Below are 23,464 nucleotides of genomic sequence, written 5' to 3'. Positions count from 1 at the left end.
CGCAAGCTTTTCAGCGCTTGCTGTGGGCCTCGTACATGGCCTCGATCTGCTTGCTGTAGCGCTCCAGGATCAACGCACGCTTGAGTTTCATGGTGGGCGTGAGCAGCCCGTTGTCCACATCCCAGGGCTCCAGGGTGGGCGTGAGACGACGCACCTGGGCGTATCCGTGGAACTCGGTCAGTTGCTTGCCGGCACGCTCCAGCAGGGCCTTTTCCACCTTGCGGCTGAACAGATCCTCGTTGCTGCCTGGATCCACTTCCAGTTCCTCGGCCAGCTTTTTCCACTCCTCGGCATTGAGCACCACCAGGGCGGTGAGATAGGGCTTGCCCTCCCCCACGACCATGGCCTGTTCAAAGATGGGATCCAGGGTCACGGCCATTTCCATATCCGCCGGTGGCACCTTCTCGCCATTGCCCAGCACCAGGATCTCCTTGATGCGACCGATGATGAAGATATGCCCCTGCTCGTCGATGCGGGCCTTGTCGCCACTGTGCAGCCAGCCATCCTTGTCGATGGTGTCGGCGGTGGCTTCCTCATTATTCCAATAGCCCTGCATCACCGAAGGACCGCGCACCAGCAATTCCTGATCTTTCCCGATGCTCACCTCAACACCTGGCAACGCACACCCCACGCTGGCGGGGACGTTGTCGTCAGGCCGGTTGACGGCCACCACCGGACTGGCCTCGGTCATGCCAAAACCGTGGAACACGGGCAACCCCAGGCCAATGAAAAAGCGCGCGATGGGCGGTGGCAACGGCGCACCACCGCAGACAGCCAGACGCAACCGCCCGCCCAGGCGCTCGGTCACCTTGCTGGCGATGATCCGTTTCAGCAACGGCCACAGCAGCAGGCTGGGATGCCAGCCACCGCGCCCCTGCTCGTGCTCGAAGCGGCGCCATCCCACGGACACCGTGGTGTTGAACAGAAAACGGGCAAAACCGGACTTCGCCTCCAGCCCCGAGGTGATGCGACCATAGATACGTTCGTAGATCCGTGGCACCGAGATGAGCACGGTGGGGCGCAGGTTCATGAGGTCCTCCGCCAGGCCCTGTACCGAACGGGCAAACGCCACCTGGGCGCCCACCATCATGGGCATGTAGCAGCCACCGGTGCGCTCCAGGGTGTGGGACAGCGGCAGAAAGGAAAGAAACAGATCCTCGCCCCCCATGGGGGCACACTGCTGGGCGGCATAGGCGTTCTGGAGGATGTTCTGGTGGGTCAGCATCACGCCCTTGGAACGACCCGTGGTACCCGAGGTGTACACCACGGTGGCCAGGGCGTCGGGGTCGACCTCGCGGGTCACCAGCTCATGGTCACCCTCGGGAGCCCATTCGTCCAGGCACCTGAGGCGCTTGTCCTCGGGAAATTCTGCCGGGTCCACCGGCTGGAGGGTGATGATGCGATTGACCGTATCCAGCCGCTCGCGAACCTCCTGAAGACGTTTCCATTGCTGACGCCCCCCCAGGAGCAGCAGCTTCGCCCCGGCATCCTTGAGGATGTAGGCGATGTTGTCCGGTCGGTCGTCGGTGTACAGCGGCACGGTGATCAGGCCAAGGCCCAGGCAGGCCTGATCAAAGATCACCCATTCCTGGCAGTTACGCAGCATGACCGCGACGCGGTCCCCCGGTGAAAGCGCTTCCTTTTGCAGTGCCGACTGCCAGCGGGCCACCTGCGCCCCCACCTGCTGCCAGTTGCGTGACACCCATGCGGAAGCCGACGGATCATACTGTTTGTAAGCCACCATCCCCGGGCTTCGCTTGACTCGCTCCCTGAACAGTCCAGCCAGGGTTCCCGCTTCCCCCGGCGTGATGACGTGATTGGGCTCGCCCATGTTGACTCCTCTGCTGTCGGGGTACTTGGCCCCGGGTTCTTGCCCGTGAGGGAATCTCGTCCTGCAGCGCATCATGGCCGGGTGAGCACGGTATCCCCAAGTTTTGCCTGAATATATCGCGATTGCCCAGTATAATCACCGGGATGGTCGGTTTTGGTGTGCTGTGTCAGTTCAATGTCGTGGCAGCCCACAGGCGGGCTCGCAAACCCCAGCCGGTGGCAAAGCCACGCTGGCGGAAGCGCACCTGGCCATCGGCGTCCACCACGAAAGTGGCCGGTACCGCGCCCACGCCGAAGCGGGCTGACAGGGCACCGGTTTCGTCCACCAGCACCGGATGGGTGTAGTCATGCTCGTGCATGTAGGCCCGCAGCTCCAGGGCACCGCCGGACTGCATGGCCACAGTGAGCACCGGCCAGTCCTGACTGATGGACTCGATGGCTGGCTGTTCAACGCGGCAGATACCACACCAGGTGGCCCAGAAGTGCACCAGCACCGGCTGTCCACGATAGTCCGACAGGCTCACCGGTGAGCCGTCCAGCAGTGCGCCCTGAAGCGGCGGTGCCTCGCCGGAGATCATGTCCCGCTGTAACCAGGCCTTGATGGCCAGGAACACCAGCAGGATGATGATCCATTCCAGGGCACGGCGCAGCCAGCGCCGCCGTCCGGTATGCTTGGAGGTGTCACTCATGGCTGGGGGATGATCGCCTGCTGTAGAGAGAGAGCGTTCGTCGAACGCCATGGGGAGAACGTGACGGTTTGATACCGGTCCAAACCATTATCAACAGGCCCACGGCCTGCCCGCAAGCCAACGGGGACTCAAGATTCATGACCACATCCACCGTACAACCGCTGCGCCACTTCAAGGTTCCGGAAACCGCCTGGGTGGAAAGGCAGATGCCGCACTACACGGGAGCCGAGCGTGACCGGGTGATCGAGCGCATCAAGACTTTGCTCAAGGAACAGGATGCCACCCTCGTGGCCCACTACTATGTGCACGAGGACCTGCAGATGCTCGCCGAACAGACCGGCGGCTGCGTCTCCGACTCCCTGGATATGGCTCGTTTCGGCAAGGAGCACCCCGCCTCCACCCTGGTGGTGGCGGGCGTCCGCTTCATGGGAGAGACGGCCAAGATCCTGAGTCCGGAAAAAAGGGTCATCATGCCGACCCTGGAGGCGGAATGCTCCCTGGACCTGGGCTGCCCGGCAGATGAATTCATCACCTTCTGTGATCAGCATCCGGACCGCACGGTGGTGGTGTACGCCAACACCTCGGCCGAGGTGAAGGCGCGCGCCGACTACGTGGCCACCTCCAGCATCGCCGTGAAGCTGGTGGAACACCTGAAGGACGAGGGCAGAAAGATTCTCTGGGCGCCCGACCGGCACCTGGGTGCCTACATCCAGAAGACCACCGGCGCCGACATGGTGCTGTGGCATACCGCCTGCGTGGTGCATGATGAATTCCGTACCCGGGCGCTGAAGGATCTGCAACAGGCACACCCGGATGCCGCGGTGCTGGTGCACCCGGAGTCCCCTGCGGGCGTCATTGAACTGGCCGATGCGGTAGGCTCCACCTCACAACTCATCCAGGCGGCCCGTGAACTGCCCCACGAGACCCTGATCGTGGCCACCGACAGCGGCATCTTCTACAAGATGCGTCAGGCGGCCCCCCACAAGACCTTTCTGGAAGCCCCCACCGGCGGTCACAGCGCCACCTGCCGCAGTTGTGCCCATTGCCCCTGGATGGCCATGAACGGCCTGGGCAATCTGCTGGAAGTGCTGGAAAAGGGGGGTAACGAGATCCATGTGGAGGAAACCGTACGCCAGGGGGCGCTGCGCTCCACCCAGCGCATGCTGGATTTCGCCAGCGGTCGGCACACACCAGTGCTGGGGCGTGGGGACGCCTGATCCCATGGCGCCGCCGGACCGACTCTGGACCCCGTGCCCGTGAGCGACGAGGCGGCGCCCCAGCCCGTCATTCCCATGGCGGTGTTCCGCAAGATGGTGGCGCAGCTGCCGGCGGAGCAACTGTCCCGCCTGCCGCCGGAAAAACTGCCGGAAAACATCCCGCTGGACCTGGTGGACGAGGCCCCCTACTACTCCCGTCGCGCGGTGGAGAGCCTGATCCTCTCGGCCAACGCCTATCATCTGGAACGCAGGCTGCACATACAGGAGCAGTATGGCCCGGAGGTGATGAGCGCTCTGGACAAGTCGCAGGTGGTTGGCAATACCGCCAACGTCAAGATCTTCTGGCAGAAACTGGAAGGCCTGGGGCAGCTTTACGAGCAGTGGCACAGGGAACACACCCCCCAGAACCTGGACCGTCTCGGCAACCAGATCCGTACCCTCAATGCCCTGTTGCTGGATATCAGGGCCGAAAACGCAGACACCACCCGCTCGGCCCAGTTGTTACGGGATCAGGTCTACGCGCCAGACCATGCGCCGGTGTTTCAGCAGGCCATCGAGCGGTTGCATGAACACAGCGAGCGCATCGAGAACCTGCTGGCCCAGTATTTCCGTATCCGCATCACGGTTGCCCAGCACGAGATGCAGGTGCGCCTCAAGCAGATCAACACCCTGGACCAGCAGGCGGAAACCCTGCGCGAGCAGATCGAGGATCTGCGCACACAGCTTGAGGACTCCCAGACCCTATGGCGTCGAGCGGTCAAGCGCCTCCACGCCGATCAGCAGGCGGAGCACCTGCAATCGCGCATCATGGCCCTGGCAGCGGAACTGCGCTCTCGGGAAGTGAGCATCTCGGAAACCCAACTGACCCAGTGGCTGGATGCCCTGGTGGACGCGGCCCTGCATCCTCTGACCCGGGCATCCGTTTCCCGTCACATGGGCGACGGGCGCATGGCCTTGTACAGCCTGCTCAGCCGCTACTGTCAGCAGCAGGAGAACTCGGCCCGCCAAATCGCCCGCAATCCCTTCCTGCAGGTGGATCCGGCCCAGGCCATCCGCTTCGTCCTGCTTTCCGAGCAGTTCATCCTGGACTACTTTCGCAAGAAGCGGAACGAGACAACAGCCTGGATCAGCGACGTGGCCCAGGTGAAGAGCGAGGACCTGGATGGGCTGGAGCGGGAGATACTCAGCGAGTTGAAACGCTCGAGTCGATTCAAGCGCAAGTCCAGCGATTGAGGGGCCTGGAGGGCTGGTGCCTGCCGACAGCCTCAATACACCTTGGGCGCCCCCTGCGGACGGGTCTTGAAGAACCGCAGTGTCCAGAGATACTGAGCTGGATCGCGGCGGATCAGGGCCTCCAGGGCAGCGTTCATGAGGGCTGCGTCCTGCACGTCGTCCCCGGTGGGGAAATCAGCGAGGGGCTCGGCCATGACCAGTTCATAACGATCCTCATCGACCCGGTAGAAACCCATGCTGGGTACCACCGGAGCACCGGTGAGGCGCACCAGGCGACCCAGGGCAGGGATGGTCGCCTTGGGCACCCCGAAGAAGGGGGCAAACACCGTGTGGGCGGGGCCCAGATCCTCATCCGCCAGATAATAGAACACCTTGCCCTGCCGGGTGTGGCGGATGGCCGGGCGCAGCCCCTGATCCCGGGCAAACATGGCGGCGCCATACTGGGAACGACTGCGGGTGTTGATCCACTCGATGATGGGGTTCTTCATGGGCTTGGCAAAAGACACCCCGCCGCACTCCAGGCTCAACCTCAAGCCACCAAAATCCAGGGCCGGGGCATGGGCGGCACAGATGATGGCCGGCTGGCCCTGGCGCTGCATCTCCAGCACACCCGCTTCATCCACCAGATGCAAACGCGCCCGATGGCGCCGGAGGCTGCCAAACCAGAGCACGGGGTAATCCACAAAACATTGCCCGACGATACGAAAATGCTCACGCAACACACGCTCGCGCTCTGCTTCCGTCCACTCGGGAAAGCACAGCCGCAGGTTCACGCGGCCAATCTGTCGACGACGCCCGCCGGTCACCCAGGCCAGCCAGCCCACCATCCGCCCCAGCCCCCGAGCCACGGGCCGGGGTAACCACATGGCCACCCACAGCAGGCCGATACCCAGCCAGGTCCCCCAGTATCGCGGATGCAGCATGGCCCGCTCGAAGTGGGTGCGGTAGCCCTCCGGGGCCTGGCCCCCCGCGTCAGTCATGGCGCCCCTCTTCCACCGCGATCCGCTTTTCCAGCCGCTTGCGGAAGATGCGCATCTCCTTGGCTGCCTGGATATCCCCGCGGGACTCGGCCACCGTGATGCCCTCGTTATAGGCATCCAGGGCCTCGAACAGCGCCCCGCTCTCGTCCAGGGCCCGCCCCAGCAACTTCCAGGCGGCAGAATAGGCCGGATCATGGCCCACGGCGGCCCGCAAATGGATGGACGCCTCACCGGGGCGACCGTCGGCCAGATAGGCATTGCCCAGGGAGAATCGCAGCAATTGATTATCCTGACCGTCGGCCAGCATGGCCTCGAAGCGTTCGATATTGGTCATGTTCGGCCCGTTCGTTTTACAAAAATGAGCAACCAGTATAACGTCAACCCAAGCAGGCAAAACCCGGACGGGCCTACAGGAATGTCACGCTGACCTGGAACAGGCGTTCCACCTCGTTGACGCGTTTCTTGTCCGTGAGGAACAGGATCACGTGGTCCTCCGACTGCACCACGGTGTCGCGGTGGGCAATGATCACCTCGTCGCCGCGCACCAGGGCACCGATGGTGCAGCCCTTGGGCAGCTTGATCTCCTCCACCCGGCGACCCACCACCTTGGAGGTCTTGCGATCACCATGGGCCACCGCCTCGATGGCCTCGGCGGCGCCACGACGCAGGCTGTGCACGGCCACCACATCGCCGCGGCGCACATGGGTGAGCAGGGCGCCGATGGTCACCTGCTGCGGTGAGATGGCGATATCGATCACCCCGCTCTGCACCAGCTCCACGTAACTGGGACGGTTGATCAGCGACATCACCGTGCGGGCGCCCAGGCGCTTGGCCAGCATGGCGGAAAGGATGTTGGCCTCATCATCGTCGGTGACTGCCACATAGACGTCCGTGCCCTCGATGTTCTCTTCGATGAGCAGTTCCTTATCCGCCGCATCGCCCATCAGCACCACCACATGATCCAGGGTCTCGGCCAGCTCCTTGGCCCGGGCCGGGTTGCGCTCGATGAGCTTGACGGAGAAATGCGGACCCAGGTTCTGGGCCAGGCGCTTGCCGATGTTGCCGCCCCCGGCGATCATCAGGCGCCGATAGGGCTTGTCCAGGCGCCGCAACTCACTGGTCACGGCGCGGATATTGCGTCGCGCGGCAATGAAGAAGACCTCGTCATCCACCTCGACGACCGTGTGGCCCTCGGGGAAGATGGGCTTCTCGCGCCGGAAGATGGCCGCTACCCGGGTCTGCACACCGGGCATGTGGGTGGCCAGGTGCTTGAGCTCCTTGCCCACCAATGGCCCCCCATGATAGGCGCGCACCGCCACCAGGGAGACCCGGCCATCGGCGAAGTCCAGCACCTGCAGGGCCCCCGGATGCTCGATGAGGCGCTGGATGTAATTGGTGACCACCTCCTCGGGACTGATGAGCACATCGATGGGCAACGATTCCGGGGTGAACAGGGCTCGGTATTCCAGATACTCGATACCCCGTACCCGGGCGATCTTGGTGGGGGTATGGAACAGGGTATACGCCACCTGACAGGCGATCATGTTGGTCTCATCGGAATTGGTGACCGCAATGATCATGTCCGCATCCCGCGCACCGGCGCTGATGAGCACGTCCGGATGGGAGGCGAAGCCGACGATGGTGCGCAGGTCCAGGCGGTCCTGAAGGGCCCGCAGGATGTCCGGGCGGGTGTCCACGACAGTGATATCGTTGGCCTCGTTGGCCAGATTATGGGCCACCGTGCTACCCACCTGGCCCGCGCCCAGTATCAGTATTTTCATGGTTCAGTCCCGGGACTTCTTCGGCTCGATGCCAAGGGCGCGCAGTTTACGATACAAATGCGTGCGTTCAAGCCCCACCCTTTCCGCCAGGCGGGTCATATGGCCATCCACCTGCTCCAGCTGACGCAGCAGATAATCCCGTTCGAACTGTTCGCGGGCCTCGCGCAGCGGCAGTTGTGTATTGATCTCCAGGCCCTCCCGGGATCCCACGGGCTGGGGGGCAATCCCGGCCAGCGCGGCCTCCACCTCGGCTGCGTCCACTTCATCGGCGTTCCCCAGAATCAGCAGGCGCTGTACCAGGTTGCGCAGTTCGCGGATATTGCCCGGCCAGGGGTGACGGGCCAGGCGGGCCCGGGCACCCCCGCTGAAATGGCGCTGGGGCAGGCCCTCCTCCTGATGAAAGGCGTGAACATAGTGCTCCAGCAGTTCCGGGATGTCGTCCACATGCTCGCGCAGCGGCGGGATGTGCAGGGGCACCACGCTAAGGCGATAGTAGAGATCCTCGCGGAACTGCCCGGCGGTCACCCGGGCCCGCAAATCCTCCTGGGTGGCAGCCACCACCCGCACATTGACAGCGATGGGATCGCTACCGCCCACCCGGGTCATGCGCTGGCCCTCCAGGGCGGTGAGCAACCGGCCCTGGGTGTGCGGATCCATCTGCGCCACCTCGTCCAGGAACAGTGTGCCGCCGCTGGCCTGCTCCAGCAGCCCGTAGCGGATGCGGTGGCCCTGTTCCTGACCGAAGATCTCCACCACCGCCTCATCGGCACTCATGGCCCCCACCGGCACCTCCACGAAGGGTCGGCCGGCCCGGGCACTGCAGACATGCAGATACCGGGCAAACATTTGCTTGCCCACCCCGGCCTCACCGGTGATCAGCACCCAGGTATCGTGCTGGGCAATGCGGTTCACCTGATCACGCAGGGCCTGCATGGCCGTGCTGGAACCTTCCGGCTCGACGGTGTTGTGGGAACGCCGACGCAGGCCGATGTTTTCCCGGGTGAGCCGGTCGGCCTCCAGGGCCCGTTCCACGGTGAGGGTGAGCTTGGCCAGTGAGAGCGGTTTTTCCAGGAAATCATAGGCCCCCAGACGGGTGGCCTCCACGGCACTCTCCACCGTGCCATGGCCGGACATCATGATCACCGGGCTGGGCTGCCCCCCCGCCTCGATCCATTCCTTGAGCAGGGAAATGCCATCGCCATCGGGCATCCAGATATCCAGCAGGATGAGGTCGAAGCGGCGCTTGCGACGCTGCTCCCGAGCCTCTTCCACCGTGCCCGCCACGGCCACACCGTAGCCCTCGTCTTCCAGGATCTCCTGTACCAGACCACGAATATCCGGTTCGTCATCCACTACCAGGATATAGGATTCGCTCACACCACCTCCCGAGACTCATGGGTATCGACAGGGCTGTCTTCGGAAAGTGGCAAATGGATGCTGACCACCACCCCACCCTCCGGGCGGTTGGCCGCCCGCACCATGCCGTTATGCTCTTCGACCAGTTTCCTGACAATGGCCAGGCCAAGCCCCGTCCCTTTGGGCTTGCTGGTCACATAGGGTTCGAACAACCGCGCCATCATGTCTTCCGACAGGCCGCGGCCATTATCCAGCACGAGAATTTCCACCATGCTGCGGTGACCGTCCACCTCCTGACGGGTCTGGAGGCTCAGGCAACCGTCGCCCATGCCTTCCAGGGCCTCCAGACCATTCTTGATGAGATTATGCAGCACCTGGCGCAAGCGGCCCGCATCCGCCCGCAGCGGCGGCAGACGCTCATCCAGGCTCAGCTCCAGGCGCACGCCGATATCCCCGTGACGATACAATTCCGCTACCTCACGCACCAGTTGATTCAGGTCCAGAAGCTTGATGGCCAGGGCCGGAGGCCGAGCATAATCGCTGAAGGCGTTGACCATGGCCTTCATGGCCTCCACCTGGTTGATGATGGTCTGCGTGGAGCGCTGCAGCATCTGGGCCTCGGCCTCCTTGAGGTGCGGCTGCAATTTGCGCTCCAGGCGCTCTGCGGAGAGCTGGATGGGGGTGAGTGGGTTCTTGATCTCATGGGCCAGGCGCCGGGCCACCTCCGCCCAGGCGGCATCCCGCTGGGCCTGAATCAGGGTGGTGATGTCATCGAACACCACCACCGGACCACCCCGCAGGCCGCTCCCATGGGACAACCAGACACCCCGGCACATGAGTACCTTGCGACCGCCGGCACCAAAAGCGGTGAGTTGCTCGCTCCATTCCGGTCGACGTTCGGAGAAGAACGGGCCCAGTTCTTCCTGAAACCGCTCCACCACGCCGGAGTGACGGGCGATTTCGTCCAGATCGTGTCCCAGATGACGTTCCAGATCCACCTCCAGGATCTGCGAGGCAGCGGCATTGGCCGTGCGCAGGGTGAGGCGGCGATCCAGGGTAATGACGCCGGAAGAGAGGTTCTGCAGCACCGCTTCCAGGTACATGCGCTGACTCTCCGCCAGCCTGCGGCTGCGCTCCACCTCGTCGCGGGTGGTGGCCAGGGTGGCGGTCATGGCATTGAACGAGCGCACCAGAAAACCCAGTTCATCGTTCTGGGTGACAGGGAGCTTCTTGTGATACTCACCGGCAGCCACGGCGCGAGTGCCCTCGGCCAGTTCCTGGATGGGTGCCACCAGGCGTCCGGCAGAGTACAGGGCCCCCCAGACAGCGGCCATCACTGATACCAGCAGGGCCAGGGACAGGGTGATGGTGAAGCTTTGCTTGATCGGGCCCCGCAGATAGGCAAATTCCTTGTACTCGGAGAAGGCATCCTGGACGCTGTCGGCCAGGGCCCCCATGCGTGGCGCCACCGGATACACCGCCTGCAGGATGCGGCCATCTCCAGAGGGGCTACGGCTGGGCACCGGCGTGACCACGCGGATATGCAGTCCTTCGTCATACACGGGCTCCAGGGCCGAGTATGTACGCCCCTGGGACAGGAGCATCAGTACCTCCCCGGTAGGCAGGGTGGGCAGGCGCTGCAGGGTGGCACCACTGGTGTAGGCGATGATGCGGTTGTCGGCCCCGAACAGGGCCAGTTCCATGGCCCGGCTGTCGTCGCGCATGTCTCCCAGACGCAACGCCGCCAGGGCCTGGGAGACATCCACCAGATCCCGGGCCAAGGACTCGGTCTCCTGGGTGTGCTGGCGCACACGCAGATCCAGGGACGAACGGGACAGTTCCAGGGCATCCTCCAGGGCCTTTTCCACGCGCACATCGAACCAGCTGTCGATGCCCTGATCCAGAAAGGTGATGGAGAAGTAATACACCACCATGACCGGCACCAGGGCCAGGCCCACGAAAAGGGTCACCAGTTTGAGGGTCAGCCGCGATCCGGGTTCATTGCGCAGTACCCGGCGGGTCACGAGAAACAGCTTGGTACCGATCAAGGCCGCCATGAAGACCAGGGCCAGCGAGTTGAACAACAGCAGCCAGATGTAAAGGCGCTCGAAGCGCTCGGAGTTCTGGGCCGCATCACTCATCACCAGCAGCGACAGCAGCAGCACCACAAAGATGATGCCCATGGGCAGCAGGCCCAGCGAGAGTCGTCTCAACGCAATGACCATGTATACCAGTCGCTCGCTGGGCTCCACTCACTCATCACATACCCCCGCACCCGCAGCGGCAGCGGCAGGGCATCCACCCGCAGCCGGGTGCGCAAACGGATTCGGTAGTCCTGTCCATCCTGAAGCAGGGAGGCATCCAGCAATGGCAGTTCATCCAACGCTCCCAGGGTGAACAAGGCCGACTGCAGACGATAGAAGGTGCGCTTCACCCCCGTGTTCAGATGGGTGATCACGTACAGTCGGCTCAGGGCATGGTATTCCAGACGATAACGCTGGGAGAGTTCGGCCACGGTGGCATCCCAGATCCAGTCACGACCGCGACTGACCTCTACCTGCACCTCGAAGGTGAGCTTCACACCATTGTGAAGCGCCTCATCCAGATTGGGGGTGAGGTGGTAATCGATGGTGGCGTTGAGCAGATACAGACCGTTGGCCAGTTCGGTATGGGCGGACCGAACCTTCAGGGGGGCATCACCGGACAGGGCATTGACCGGCAGGGCCACCAGCAGGGAGAGCAGGCACGACAACAGCAGCGCCCGCAAACCGTACATCCGGGTTTGTGACGCCGCGCAGGTCAACGCTTGATCAGCCGAGCATAATAGAAACCGTCCATTTCCTGGTCACCGGTGAGGATCTGGCGACCCACCGTTCGGGCGCGGCCCCAGGAAGCCTGCAGAGGGGATTCGCTGGCCGAGGGTTCATCGTGAAGGAATTGAGCCACGGTCAAGTCGTTTTCATCCGGCAACAGGGAACAGGTGACATACAGAAGCATACCCCCGGGCGCCAGCAGCGGCCAGAGCGCCCGCAGCAGTCGGGCCTGCTCGGTGGCCAGGGCGGGGATGTCCGCATCCCGGCGCAGCAACTTGATGTCCGGATGCCGACGGATCACGCCGGTGGCGGAACAGGGTACATCCAGCAGGATGCGGTCATAGACCGCGCCCTGATGCCAGTCTTCAGGCCTGGCCCCGTCACCGGCCACCAGGCGGGCCTGATACCGGCCACGGTCCAGGTTCTCCCTCACCCGATCCAGGCGCCCGGCCTGGCTATCCAGGGCGGTGATGTCCAGATCGCCACCGGCCTGTTCCAGGAGATGCAGGGTCTTGCCCCCGGGGGCTGCGCAGGCATCCAGCACTCGCTGTCCCGGGTGGCAGTCCAGCAAAGGGGCCGCCAGTTGTGCCGCGGCGTCCTGAACCGAGACCTCGCCGGCCTGAAAACCGGGCAGGGTCTCCACCGCCACCGGTTCGGACAGGATGAGGGCCGAGGGCACCTGTTCGAGGGGATGGGCCTGAAGGCCTGCCGCCGCCAGCCGGGCCTGATAATCCGCCCGCGAGCCCCGGTGCAGGTTCACCCGCAGGGTCATGGGGGGATGGGCGTTCATGGCCTGGCAGAGGGTGTCGACATCCGCCCCATAGGCCTGCTGCAAACACCCGAAGAGCCAGTCCGGCAGGGCATGACGCAGGGCCGGCGACTGATCCACCTGCTGCCCCCGAGCCTCACCCTCGCGCTGGGCCCGGCGCAGCACGCCATTGATCAGACCCACGGCCCAGCGCTTGCGCAGGCTGCGCCCCAGATCGGCGGTCTGCTGGATGACGGCATAGTCGGGGGTGTTCATGGACTGCATCTCGAACAGCCCCATCAGCAGGGCACAGGCCACGTCCTGATCCCTGCCCCGCAGGGGTTTGTCCATCCAGCCATCGAGCATGGCCTGGAGACGGCGGTGCCAGCGCAAGGTGCCGTAGCACAGGGCCTGGGTCAGGCCGCGGTCGCGGGGGGGCACCTGCTGCAGTTGATGCGGCAGGGCATCGGAAAGAGAGGCACCGTCCTTGAGGACACGCAACAGGACCTTGAGAGCGGCTTCACGAGGTGACATGAGTTTTCCTACTGTCCCAGCACGCGGCCCAGCAGGGAGCGTCCGTTCAGAAATTCCCGCGCTGACAGCGGCTTGCCACCTGGAAGTTGCAGGCGGGTGATGCGCAGCAGACCCTCGCCAGTGGCCACATCGATGCCTTCAGGGCCCTCCGCCAACACGGTGCCGGGCGCCGCCGAGGCCTGCCCTGCGGGCAACGCCGACATCCACAGGCGCAAGGGCTGCCCCTGGTAGAGGGTCTGGGCCACCGGCCAGGGATTGAAGGCACGCACGCGACGATCCAGGCAGACGGCTCGCCGGGTCCAGTCCAGCGGAGCCTCGGCCTTGCTGAGCTTCTCGGCATACGTGACCCGGGCCTCGTCCTGGGGCTTTCCCTGCAGCGAGCCTGCCTCCAGGGCCGTCAGTCCCTGGAGCAGGAGATCCGCACCCTGGTCCGCCAGGGTGTCGTGCAGGGTGGCAGCGGTGTCGTGGGCGGTGATGGGGCAAAGGGATTTGAGCAGCATGTCGCCGGTATCCAGCCCGGCAGCCATCTGCATCAGGGTGATGCCGGTCTCTTCGTCCCCGGCCAACAGGGCACGCTGGATGGGCGCGGCGCCACGCCAGCGGGGCAGCAGCGAGGCATGCAGATTCACGCAGCCCAGGCGGGGGATGTCCAGCACGGCCTGGGGCAGGATCAAGCCATAGGCCGCCACCACCATCAGGTCCGGATCGTGGGCCTGCAGCATCTGCTGAGTGGCCTCGTCGCGCAGGCGTTCGGGCTGCTCCACGGGAATCCCGTGAGCCTGAGCCAGTTGCTTGACGGGGCTGGGCTTGAGTTTTCGCCCCCGCCCGGCGGGGCGGTCCGGCTGGGTGTAGACGGCCACCACCGTATGGGGGGAATCAATCAGGGCCTTGAGGGCGGGTACGGCGAACTCCGGCGTGCCGGCATAGACAATCCGCATCAAACTGCCTCGCGCTGCCGCGGGGCGCGACTGGGCGTGCCGTGACGGCTGGATTTTTCGAGCTTCTTGCGAATGCGATCGCGCTTGAGCTTGGAGAGGTGGTCCACGAACAGCCTGCCGTCCAGATGATCGATCTCATGCTGGATGCACACCCCCAGCAGTCCGCCCGCCTCCATCTCAAAAGGCTTGCCCTGACGGTCCAGGGCCCTCACCCGGATCCGCTCGGCCCGGGTCACCGGTTCGTAATACCCCGGCACGGACAGACAGCCCTCCTCGCACTCTGCCTCGCCCCAGCGATCGGTGATCTCCGGGTTGATGAAGCACAAGGGACGCAGCCCCTGGCCGGAGCGCTCTTCGGAGCCCTCATCGGCCACATCCATCACGATCACACGGCGCAGCACATTCACCTGCACTGCGGCCAGGCCAATGCCTTCAGACGCATACATGGTCTCGAACATGTCGTCCACGAGCTTGCGGATCTCACCATCCACAACCTTGACGGGTTCGGCCTGACGACGCAGCCGGGGATCGGGAAAACGCAATATTTCTAGTAGTGCCATGACCGCCTATCCGCTCAATGGGTGTATTTGTGCAGCGTCAAAAACATTTCTGCTAAAGTTGTGATTCCATCAGGATCATGCCGTCCGGGCTCGCGCACGGGGAAGCCGAGACGGCCGGGACCCGCCGGGGATCGGCGGGCAAACCGCATCCGGGCCACAGGCGCCCTGGCGACGAGGGGGAACGATGTCCGCTCCATATCCGCTGCGTGTCGGACACGCGATGTCCGTCGTGACGCTTATTCTAGCGTTCCTGGCCTCGGGTTGCGCCACCGCGCCCGAGCCATCACCTGAACCGATACCTGAGCCACCCCGGGCGGAGGTGCCGCCGGAGCCCGAGGCAGAACCCGAGATCCGCATCCAGCCCACGGCCCCCGAGCGCTACGTGGTACAGCCGGGCGACACCCTCTGGGATATTTCCAACCATTTCCTGCGCGACCCCTGGTACTGGCCGGAATTGTGGGTGGCCAACCCACAGATCCCCAACCCGCACCTGATCTACCCCGGCGACATCATCACACTGTACTACGTGGATGGACGCCCGCGTCTGACGGTGGATGGCGGCCCCCGCGTGCGCCCGACCGTGAGACTCTCGCCCCGGGTACGCGCCGAACCGCTTCCACCCAGCCTTGATGTACCCATCCAGGCCCTGCAACAGTTTCTCGTGCGTCCTCGTATTGTGACAGAGGAGCAGATGGAAGATTCCGCCTACTTGCTGGCCTCACAGGACGAACGCATGGTATTTGGCGCCCATGATCGCGTCTATGCCAGGCGCCTGGCCGATGACCCCTTGGGCACCCGCTACAATATCTTCCGTGCCGGTGGCGAACTGCGCGACCCGGTCACCGGGGAAATGCTGGGATTCGAGGCCATCCCCGTGGGCGATGCCGAACTGGTACGCGAAGGGGATCCCGCCACGGTGGCACTCACCCGCAGCGACCGGGAGGCCCTCACCGGCGACCGACTGCTGCCTCAGGATGACAGTGACCAGGCCTTCCTGTTCACCCCCGGCACGCCGGACGCAGAGACCGAGGGGCAGATCATCTCCCTGTTCGATGCCATCAGCCAGATTGCCCGATTCCAGGTGGCCGTCATCAACCTGGGGGAACGCGAGGGTATCGAACGTGGTCATGTATTTGCCGCCTATCAGTCGGGCCGCGAGGTGCGCGACCGGTTTGCCGGGCGCGGCAGCGAGACCGTGACCCTGCCGGACGAGCGCGTGGGCCTGGTGATGGTATTTCGCACCTTCGAAAAGGTGAGTTACGCCCTGGTGATGGAATCCACCCATCCGATTGAGCGCGGTTTTGCGGTCAAACACCCCTGAGACAATGAAGTACGCTTCGGGGCGAACCCTCCGGTCCGCCCTTCACGCCTGAGACCCTCAACGATCATGGACACGGCTGTCCTCACATCCTGGCTTCACCTGTGGCACACCCCCGGCGTCGGGCCCGCCCTGTTTCGTCGCATCCTGGATCAATACGGCACACCCGAGGCCTTCCTGAAAGCCCCTCGCGGTGCCTGGCGCGGTCTGGACCTGAGGGACGAGGCCATTGCCGTCCTGGAAGGGGATCACCCACCTGCCGGCGTGACCGCCGACCTGGACTGGGCGACGATGGATCATCACCACATCCTGACCCTGGAAGATGCCGGTTACCCGCCGCGCCTACGGGACATTGCCACGCCGCCCCCCGTGCTGTATGTGGTGGGCGACCCCCAGGTGCTGCACTGGCCCATGCTGGCCGTGGTGGGCAGTCGCCACCCCACCCCGGGCGGCCGCGAGACTGCCGAGGCCTTCAGCGCCCATCTGGCACGCCAGGGCCTGGTGATCGCCAGCGGCCTGGCACGGGGGGTGGACGCCGCGGCCCATGGGGGCGCCCTGGCGGCAGGCGGCCTGACGGTAGCCGTCACCGGCACGGGCCCGGACCGCATCTACCCGGGCACCCATCGGTCCCTGGCCCGACGTCTGGTGGCCGAGGGGGCCATGGTCACGGAATTTCCCGTGGGCACACAGGTCAAGCGGGAACACTTTCCCCGTCGCAACCGCATTCTCTCGGGCCTGAGCATCGGCACCCTGGTGGTGGAGGCCGCGGCCCGCAGCGGCTCTCTCATCACGGCACGCCGTGCCGTGGAACAAGGGCGCGAGGTTTTCGCCATCCCCGGCTCCATCCACAACCCCATGGCCCGGGGCTGCCACCGTCTGATCCGCGAGGGCGCCAAGCTGGTGGAAACAGCCGATGACATCCTGGAGGAGCTGGGGGCTCATGCCCTTGTTCCTGCGACGCCCCCGCTCCCCACCCCGGCCTTCTCCGGGCACGCCAGCGATCGCCCTGACCCACCCGGGGCGCCGGAACCGGACCACGCACACCTGCTGGAAGCCATGGGTCACGACCCGGTTTCGGTGGATCAACTGGTGGGCCGCACTGGATTGACCGTGGCCATGGTTTCCTCCATGCTGCTGCTCATGGAGTTGCGCGGCCAGGTGGCCTCACTGTCCGGTGGTCGTTACGTCCGCCTGTAGCCGGAATAGCGAAGATGAAAGAGAACGTGCTCGACGTATTGATGTATCTGTTTGAAAATTATATTGATGACGATACGGAGTTGGAGCCGGATCGCGAGCAGCTGCATAACCTGCTGCTGGATGCCGGCTTCCCGGTCGCCGAAATCAACAAGGCCTTTGACTGGCTGGAGAACCTGGCCAGCCAGGACACCTCGCTCAAGACCCTGCACACCGACTCGGCGCTGCGCCTTTACACGGAGCCCGAGATGAACCGTATGGATGCCACCAGCCGTGGCTTCCTGCTGTTCCTGGAGCAAAATGGCGTGCTCAGCCCATCCACCCGTGAGGTGGTGATCAACCGCGTCATGGACCTGGACACGGAAGAGATCGGCCTGGATGAACTCAAATGGATCACCCTCATGGTGCTCTTCAATCAGCCTGGCCAGGAGGCCGCCTACACCTGGCTCGAGAGCCTGATGTTCGAGAACCCGCCGGAGTATCTGCACTGACCCCCTGCCACACAACACAGGTAGCCAGGCCATGAGCAAGCACCTGGTCATCGTCGAATCGCCCGCCAAGGCCAAGACCATCAAGAAGTACCTCGGAAATGATTTTGAGGTATTGGCCTCCTATGGCCATGTGCGCGACCTGGTGCCCAAGGAGGGTGCCGTGGACACCGAGCATGGCTTCCACATGAACTATCAGATCATTGATCGCAATGAAAAGCATGTGGAGAGCATCGCCCGGGCACTGAAAAAGGCCGATAGCCTGATTCTGGCCACTGACCCCGACCGTGAGGGAGAGGCCATTTCCTGGCACCTCTACGAGTTGCTGAACGAGCGTGGCCTGCTCAAGGATAAGGACACCCAGCGGGTCGTATTCCATGAGATCACCCAGCGGGCGGTACGCGAAGCCATCGAACACCCCCGTGGCCTGTCCAACGACCTGATCAATGCCCAGCAGGCGCGCCGCGCCCTGGACTACCTGGTGGGTTTCAATCTCTCACCGCTGCTATGGAAGAAGATCAAGCGTGGTCTGTCCGCCGGACGGGTACAGAGCCCGGCCCTGCGCATGATCGTGGAGCGGGAACAGGAGATCGAGGCCTTTGTCAGTCAGGAATACTGGACAGTGGATGCCCATGCGGCCAAGGATACCGAGGACTTCACGGCCCGGTTGCAGGTCTACGCCGGCAAGAAGCTGGAACAGTTCGACATCAACAACGAGACCGATGCCCAGAAGGCCCGCGAGACCCTGATGGCGTCCGCGAACGGGCGCCTGCATGTGGCCAAGGTGGAAAAGAAGCAGCGGCGCCGCAACCCGGCTGCCCCCTTCACCACCTCCACCCTGCAGCAGGAGGCCTCGCGCAAGCTGGGCTTCTCCGCCAGCCGTACCATGCGGGTGGCGCAGCAACTCTACGAGGGTATCGACCTGGGCAGCGGGCCCATCGGCCTGATCACCTATATGCGGACCGACTCCTTCACCCTGTCCAATGACGCCATTCAGGAGATACGGGGGCTGATCGGGGAGCGTTACGGCAAGGAGAAGGTGCCGGACAGTCCGCGCATCTACAAGACCAAGTCCAAGAACGCCCAGGAGGCCCACGAGGCCATCCGCCCCACATCGGTACAACGCCTGCCCGACGAGGTGAAATCCCATCTCTCCCAGGACCAGGCCCGGCTCTACGACCTGGTGTGGAAACGCACCGTGGCCTGCCAGATGATCCATGCCACCCTGGACACGGTGGCGGCCGATCTGCAGGCAGGCAGCGCGGACCATGTCTTCCGGGCCACCGGTTCCTCCGTGCGCGACCCCGGCTTCATGGCCGTCTATCGGGAAGACCAGGACGACGCCAAGGTGGAAAGCGACGAACGTCTGTTGCCGGAACTCAAGGAAGGCGAGGATATCGACCTGCGGGACGTGCAGGCAGACCAGCACTTCACCGAACCCCCGCCGCGTTACTCCGAGGCCAGCCTGGTGAAGGCGCTGGAGGAACATGGCATCGGTCGGCCCTCCACCTATGCCTCCATCATCAGCACCCTGTTGCAACGGGAATACGCCGAGCTGGTGAATCGGCGTTTCGTGCCCACGGACATCGGCCGCATCGTCAACACCTTCCTCACCCAGCACTTCACCCAGTACGTGGACTACGACTTCACCGCGCGGCTCGAGGATGAACTGGACGAGATCTCCCGGGGCGAGAAGGAATGGGTGCCGGTGATGGAACGGTTCTGGAACCAGTTCCATGAGCAGGTGAAGGAGAAGGATGCCTCGGTCACCCGTGAGGAAGCCGTGCAGGCACGGGAAATCGGGACCGATCCCAAGTCGGGCCGACCCGTCTCGGTGCGCATGGGCCGCTACGGGCCCTTCGTGCAGATCGGCACCAAGGACGACGAGGAAAAGCCCCGTTTCGCGGGTCTGCGGCCCGGCCAGAAGATGGACAGCATCACCATGGACGAGGCCATGGCCCTGTTCAAGCTTCCCCGCGAACTGGGAGAAACCCCTGAAGGGGAGCCGGTACTGGTGAACATCGGTCGCTTTGGCCCCTACGTGAAATTCGGGGACCGCTATGCTTCCTTGAAGAAGGAAGACGACCCTTACACCATCGAACTCCCCCGAGCCCTGGAACTGGTGGCCGAGAAGAAGGAAATCGACGCCAACCGCTTCATCAAGACCTTCGAGGAGGAAGGCATCCAGGTGCTCAACGGCCGTTACGGCCCCTATATCACCAACGGCGCCAAGAATGCCCGCATCCCCAAGGATCAGGAACCCAAGGACCTGACCCTGGAGCAATGCCAGGCGCTGCTTGCCGCGGCGCCCGAGAAGAAGGGCCGTGGTCGCAAGGCTCCAGCCAAGAAGGCGGCGACCAAGAAGGCCGCCACGTCCAAGAAAACCACCACCAAGGCGAGCACCACGAAAAAGACCTCGGACGCATCCCCGGAGACCGGCAAGACGGCTACGAAGGCCGCCAGCAAGTCCACCACCAAGGCCAAGACCACCAGCACCAGCAAGAAGTCCACGGGCAGCGGTACCAAGGCCAAGGCGTCCACGGGGAAAGCGACCTCCCGTCAAGGCAAGAAATCGGCCGAGGACAGCACGGCCGGCGTCTCCAGCGGCACCTGATCACAGGCATCTCGGATGGCCAGACTGACCCGGGACGTGCAGCATGCCGCCACCATGATCCGCGGTGGAGGCTTGGTGGCCTACCCCACCGAGGCAGTGTTCGGCCTGGGCTGTGACCCTCGCAACGAACTGGCGGTACATCGCCTGTTGACCGCGAAACACCGGCTGCCCGACAAGGGGCTGATCCTTATCGCTGCCGATTTTTCCCAGCTGGGGCCGTTTCTGCGGCCCGTGGACGCGGCGCTCCACGCACGGGCCATGGCCCGTTGGCCGGGCCCTGTCACCTGGCTTTGGCCCTGCCGGCCCGACGTGCCCCGCTGGCTCACCGGAAATCGGGACGTACTGGCCGTGCGTATCACCGATCACCCTCTTGCGGCAGATCTCTGCCGACAGGCCGGGGGTGCCCTGGTCTCCACCAGCGCCAATCGCTCCGGCGAGGCGCCGGCCCGGGATGCACACACGGTACAGCAGGCCCTGGGCCAGTTACTGGACACCATCCTGGAGGGTGAGACCGGGGGCCGGGAGAAACCCAGCGAGATTCGGGATCTGGTCACCGGCGACATCGTTCGGGATGGCTGACGCGACCGAGCAAGGATCATGAGCGACACACCTCAACTGCCCCCCATCCTGGACTACTTCCGCCACCTGCAGGACAACATTTGTCGGCAACTGGCAAAAGTGGACCCGAAGGCCCCCTGGGTGGACGACCGCTGGGAGCGCGCCGAGGGCGGCGGTGGCCGCAGCCGGGTGCTCAAGGGTGGCACGGTCTTCGAACAGGCCGGGGTCAATTTTTCCCACGTGCGGGGGGGGCGGCTGCCGCAGACGGCCAGTACGCGACGACCGGAACTGGCTGGACGCAGCTTTGAGGCCACCGGCGTCTCCCTGGTGATCCACCCCCTGAACCCCCATGTGCCCAGTTCGCACGCCAATGTGCGCTTTTTTCTGGCCGAGAAGCCTGGGGAGGCACCGGTATGGTGGTTCGGCGGTGGCTTCGATCTCACACCCTATTACGGTGTGGAGGCCGACTGCGTACACTGGCATGAAAATGCCCGGCGGGTATGCCAGCCCTTTGGGGATGATGTCTACCCACGTTTCAAGGCAGCCTGTGACGAATACTTCTTCCTGAATCACCGCAACGAGGCCCGGGGTGTGGGCGGCCTGTTCTTCGATGACCTGAATGCCTGGGGTTTCGAGCGCTGCTTCGAGTTCGTGCAGCGGGTGGGGGATGGCTATCTGGATGGCTTTGGGCCCATTGTCGAGCGCCGCAAGGACACGCCCTACACGCAATCACAACGGGATTTCCAATTGTACCGGCGCGGGCGTTACGTGGAGTTCAATCTGCTCTACGACCGGGGGACGCTGTTCGGTTTGCAGTCGGGTGGGCGCACCGAGTCCATTCTCATGTCCATGCCACCGCTGGTGCGCTGGGAATACAATCACCAGGCAAAACCGGGCACCCCCGAGGCTGAATTGGTGGAACGGTTCCTCCAGCCCAGGGACTGGCTGAGCCCGGCGGTTCGTCATCAGGCCTGAGCGGGCTCCACGTCCACAAACTCGTTGATCACTGTATCGGTACGGGCATCCACCTCATACAGGCGCACGGCATAACCCCATAGATTGGCCAGATGCTGAAGCACGCGCCGGGCGTCCTTTTCTTCCAGCAGACGACCATCCTGGGCACGATGCTCCAGGATCAGCTTGCGATCCCCGGCCAGATCCACGTCCACCACCTGGATATCCGGCTCGTGCCGGGCCAGGTCGTATTGGGCTGACAAGGCCCGACGCACCTCCCGATAGCCTGCGTCGTCATGAATGGCTTCCACCTTCAGATGGGGCTCATCCGCATCATCGTGAACAGCGAACAGGCGCATGTCCCGCATCACCTTCGGCCCCAGGAACTGAAGGATAAAGCTCTCGTCCCGGTATTCCGCCCAGGCGTGCTTCCAGGTACCCAGGAAATCCCCGTTGCCGGCAATCTCCGGGAACCAGCGCCGATCCTCCTCCGTGGGCGCAAGGCACACCCGCTTGAGGTCCTGCAGGATATTGAAACCCAGAGCATAGGGGTTGATACCCGAGAAACGCGGGTCATCGAATTCCGGCTGGAACACCACATTGGTGTGCTGGTGCAGAAACTCCATGAAGGCCCCTTCGGTCACCTGACCGGTCTCATGGAGCCGGTTCATGATGTGATAGTGCACCGAGGTAGCGCAGCCTTCGTTCATCACCTTGGTCTGTTTCTGCGGATAGAAATACTGCGACACCATGCGCACGATGCGGAGGATTTCCCGCTGCCAGTGCTCCAGCCTGGGCGCCCGCTTCTCCAGGAAATACAACAGGTTTTCCTCTGGCAGACCCAGGGCCTGACGGCGTGCGCTCACATCCTGGGTGCCCTCTTTCTCTGCCTCATCACCGCGCCGCGGCAAGGTGCGCCACAGGTCGTTGAAGGTCTGCTCTTCGTAGCGGGCCCGATCACGTTTGCGCTGCATTTCCTGCACCAGATTGAGGGGCTGTCGACGCGGGTAGCGGTGCACCCCGTGGGACATCAGGGCGTGTGCGGCATCCAGCACCCGTTCCACCTCCCAGCGGCCATAGCGTTCCTCGCACTGAGCCACGTAGGACTTGGCAAAATCCAGGTAGTCCAGAATGCCCTCGGCGTCGGTCCATGACTGGAACAGGTGATTGTTCTTGAAGAAATGGCTGTGCCCGAAGGCGGCATGGGCCATGACCAGGGTCTGCATGGTCATGGTGTTCTCTTCCATGATGTAGCACAGGCACGGGTTGGAGTTGATGACGATCTCGTAGGCCAGACCCGTCATGCCCTTGCGGTAGTACATTTCGTCGCGCGCAAAATGCTTGCCGAAGGACCAGTGCCGGTAGAACAGGGGCATGCCCATGGAGGAGTAGGCATCCAGCATCTGCTCGGAACTGATCACCTCCACCTGACTGGGGTAGGGATCCAGGCCCATCTCATCGATGGCGATGCGCTCGATGGCATCATGGGCCCGTTTGATGAGGGCGTAATCCCAATCGGCACCGGTGTAGAGGAGTGGGGCAATGGCATTCATGGTCTTTGGTCTCCTGGTTTTGCGATCATCCGGGCTTCACCCCCCCCTCACCCCAACCCCTCTCCCCAAAGGGGAGAGGGGCTCGAACCAGCTTCTCTCCTCCGGG

At 63.9% G+C, this 23,464-nt stretch carries 20 protein-coding genes; 8 read left to right on the top strand and 12 right to left on the bottom strand.

Annotated elements, in window-relative coordinates:
• Nucleotides 1–10 precede the first annotated feature (10 nt).
• Nucleotides 11–1,831, bottom strand: coding sequence for an AMP-dependent synthetase/ligase (locus tag BMY52_RS05960; protein WP_090252171.1), 1,821 nt, complete (start codon nt 1,829–1,831; stop codon nt 11–13).
• A gap of 166 nt (nt 1,832–1,997) precedes the next feature.
• A complete protein-coding gene (locus BMY52_RS05955; RefSeq protein WP_090252169.1) occupies nt 1,998–2,519 on the bottom strand; it encodes a protein disulfide oxidoreductase in 522 nt (173 codons plus the stop codon).
• A 137-nt stretch (nt 2,520–2,656) separates the two neighbouring features.
• Here BMY52_RS05955 and nadA point away from each other — a divergent pair, with 137 nt between their 5' ends.
• Both nadA and BMY52_RS05945 read left to right on the top strand, forming a co-directional pair.
• Nucleotides 2,657–3,736: a quinolinate synthase NadA gene (nadA, locus tag BMY52_RS05950; protein WP_090252166.1), complete on the top strand. Its 1,080-nt coding sequence runs from the start codon at nt 2,657–2,659 to the stop codon at nt 3,734–3,736.
• A gap of 39 nt (nt 3,737–3,775) precedes the next feature.
• Entirely contained in the window at nt 3,776–4,969 is a 1,194-nt protein-coding gene (locus BMY52_RS05945) for a hypothetical protein (protein ID WP_245740645.1), read from the top strand.
• Between the two features lie 32 nt (nt 4,970–5,001).
• Here BMY52_RS05945 and BMY52_RS05940 read toward each other — a convergent pair whose 3' ends face one another.
• The 9 genes from BMY52_RS05940 to def form a co-directional block, all read right to left on the bottom strand.
• The gene (locus tag BMY52_RS05940) at nt 5,002–5,949 is read right to left on the bottom strand and encodes an LpxL/LpxP family acyltransferase (RefSeq protein WP_090252165.1); all 948 of its coding nucleotides are present in this window, start codon (nt 5,947–5,949) and stop codon (nt 5,002–5,004) included.
• Nucleotides 5,942–6,283 (bottom strand): tetratricopeptide repeat protein, encoded by a 342-nt coding sequence (locus tag BMY52_RS05935; protein WP_090252162.1) that lies wholly within the window; start codon nt 6,281–6,283, stop codon nt 5,942–5,944. Before BMY52_RS05935 ends, BMY52_RS05940 begins: the two co-directional genes overlap by 8 nt.
• A gap of 73 nt (nt 6,284–6,356) precedes the next feature.
• Nucleotides 6,357–7,730 (bottom strand): Trk system potassium transporter TrkA, encoded by a 1,374-nt coding sequence (gene trkA, locus BMY52_RS05930; protein WP_090252161.1) that lies wholly within the window; start codon nt 7,728–7,730, stop codon nt 6,357–6,359.
• 3 nt (nt 7,731–7,733) lie between these two features.
• On the bottom strand, nt 7,734–9,107 hold the full coding sequence (locus BMY52_RS05925; RefSeq protein WP_090252158.1) for a sigma-54-dependent transcriptional regulator: 1,374 nt from the start codon (nt 9,105–9,107) through the stop codon (nt 7,734–7,736).
• Nucleotides 9,104–11,311, bottom strand: coding sequence for an ATP-binding protein (locus BMY52_RS05920; RefSeq protein WP_090252156.1), 2,208 nt, complete (start codon nt 11,309–11,311; stop codon nt 9,104–9,106). Before BMY52_RS05920 ends, BMY52_RS05925 begins: the two co-directional genes overlap by 4 nt.
• Complete coding sequence (locus BMY52_RS05915) at nt 11,296–11,862, bottom strand: DUF4390 domain-containing protein (protein ID WP_090252153.1); 567 nt, start codon at nt 11,860–11,862, stop codon at nt 11,296–11,298. The genes BMY52_RS05920 and BMY52_RS05915 overlap by 16 nt, the downstream gene beginning before the upstream one ends.
• A 23-nt stretch (nt 11,863–11,885) precedes the next feature.
• On the bottom strand, nt 11,886–13,181 hold the full coding sequence (rsmB, locus tag BMY52_RS05910; RefSeq protein ID WP_090252151.1) for a 16S rRNA (cytosine(967)-C(5))-methyltransferase RsmB: 1,296 nt from the start codon (nt 13,179–13,181) through the stop codon (nt 11,886–11,888).
• 8 nt (nt 13,182–13,189) lie between these two features.
• A complete protein-coding gene (gene fmt, locus BMY52_RS05905; RefSeq protein ID WP_090252148.1) occupies nt 13,190–14,119 on the bottom strand; it encodes a methionyl-tRNA formyltransferase in 930 nt (309 codons plus the stop codon).
• Entirely contained in the window at nt 14,119–14,679 is a 561-nt protein-coding gene (gene def / locus BMY52_RS05900; RefSeq protein WP_090252146.1) for a peptide deformylase, read from the bottom strand. Before def ends, fmt begins: the two co-directional genes overlap by 1 nt.
• A gap of 184 nt (nt 14,680–14,863) precedes the next feature.
• Between def and BMY52_RS05895 the strand changes: the two genes are divergently transcribed.
• The 6 genes from BMY52_RS05895 (at nt 14,864) to hemF (ending at nt 21,826) form a co-directional block, all read left to right on the top strand.
• A complete protein-coding gene (locus tag BMY52_RS05895) occupies nt 14,864–16,000 on the top strand; it encodes a LysM peptidoglycan-binding domain-containing protein (RefSeq protein ID WP_218140403.1) in 1,137 nt (378 codons plus the stop codon).
• A gap of 66 nt (nt 16,001–16,066) precedes the next feature.
• On the top strand, nt 16,067–17,194 hold the full coding sequence (gene dprA, locus BMY52_RS05890; protein WP_177169864.1) for a DNA-processing protein DprA: 1,128 nt from the start codon (nt 16,067–16,069) through the stop codon (nt 17,192–17,194).
• Between the two features lie 14 nt (nt 17,195–17,208).
• Nucleotides 17,209–17,682 carry a DUF494 family protein gene (locus BMY52_RS05885; protein ID WP_090252136.1) on the top strand — a complete coding sequence of 158 codons (474 nt, stop codon included), beginning with the start codon at nt 17,209–17,211 and terminating at the stop codon, nt 17,680–17,682.
• Nucleotides 17,683–17,713: 31 nt separating this feature from the next.
• Nucleotides 17,714–20,293 carry a DNA topoisomerase I gene (locus BMY52_RS05880; RefSeq protein WP_090252134.1) on the top strand — a complete coding sequence of 860 codons (2,580 nt, stop codon included), beginning with the start codon at nt 17,714–17,716 and terminating at the stop codon, nt 20,291–20,293.
• A gap of 15 nt (nt 20,294–20,308) precedes the next feature.
• On the top strand, nt 20,309–20,872 hold the full coding sequence (gene tsaC / locus BMY52_RS05875; protein WP_090252132.1) for an L-threonylcarbamoyladenylate synthase type 1 TsaC: 564 nt from the start codon (nt 20,309–20,311) through the stop codon (nt 20,870–20,872).
• Between the two features lie 15 nt (nt 20,873–20,887).
• On the top strand, nt 20,888–21,826 hold the full coding sequence (gene hemF, locus BMY52_RS05870) for an oxygen-dependent coproporphyrinogen oxidase (protein WP_425429224.1): 939 nt from the start codon (nt 20,888–20,890) through the stop codon (nt 21,824–21,826).
• Here hemF and BMY52_RS05865 read toward each other — a convergent pair.
• Complete coding sequence (locus BMY52_RS05865; RefSeq protein ID WP_090252126.1) at nt 21,817–23,358, bottom strand: SpoVR family protein; 1,542 nt, start codon at nt 23,356–23,358, stop codon at nt 21,817–21,819. The genes hemF and BMY52_RS05865 overlap by 10 nt on opposite strands.
• Between the last annotated feature and the right edge of the window lie 106 nt (nt 23,359–23,464).

This window comes from Ectothiorhodospira marina, assembly GCF_900109495.1.
Classification (GTDB): domain Bacteria; phylum Pseudomonadota; class Gammaproteobacteria; order Ectothiorhodospirales; family Ectothiorhodospiraceae; genus Ectothiorhodospira; species Ectothiorhodospira marina.
The sequence above is the reverse complement of the archived record's forward strand: the minus strand, read 5'-3'. Positions and strand labels throughout refer to the sequence as shown.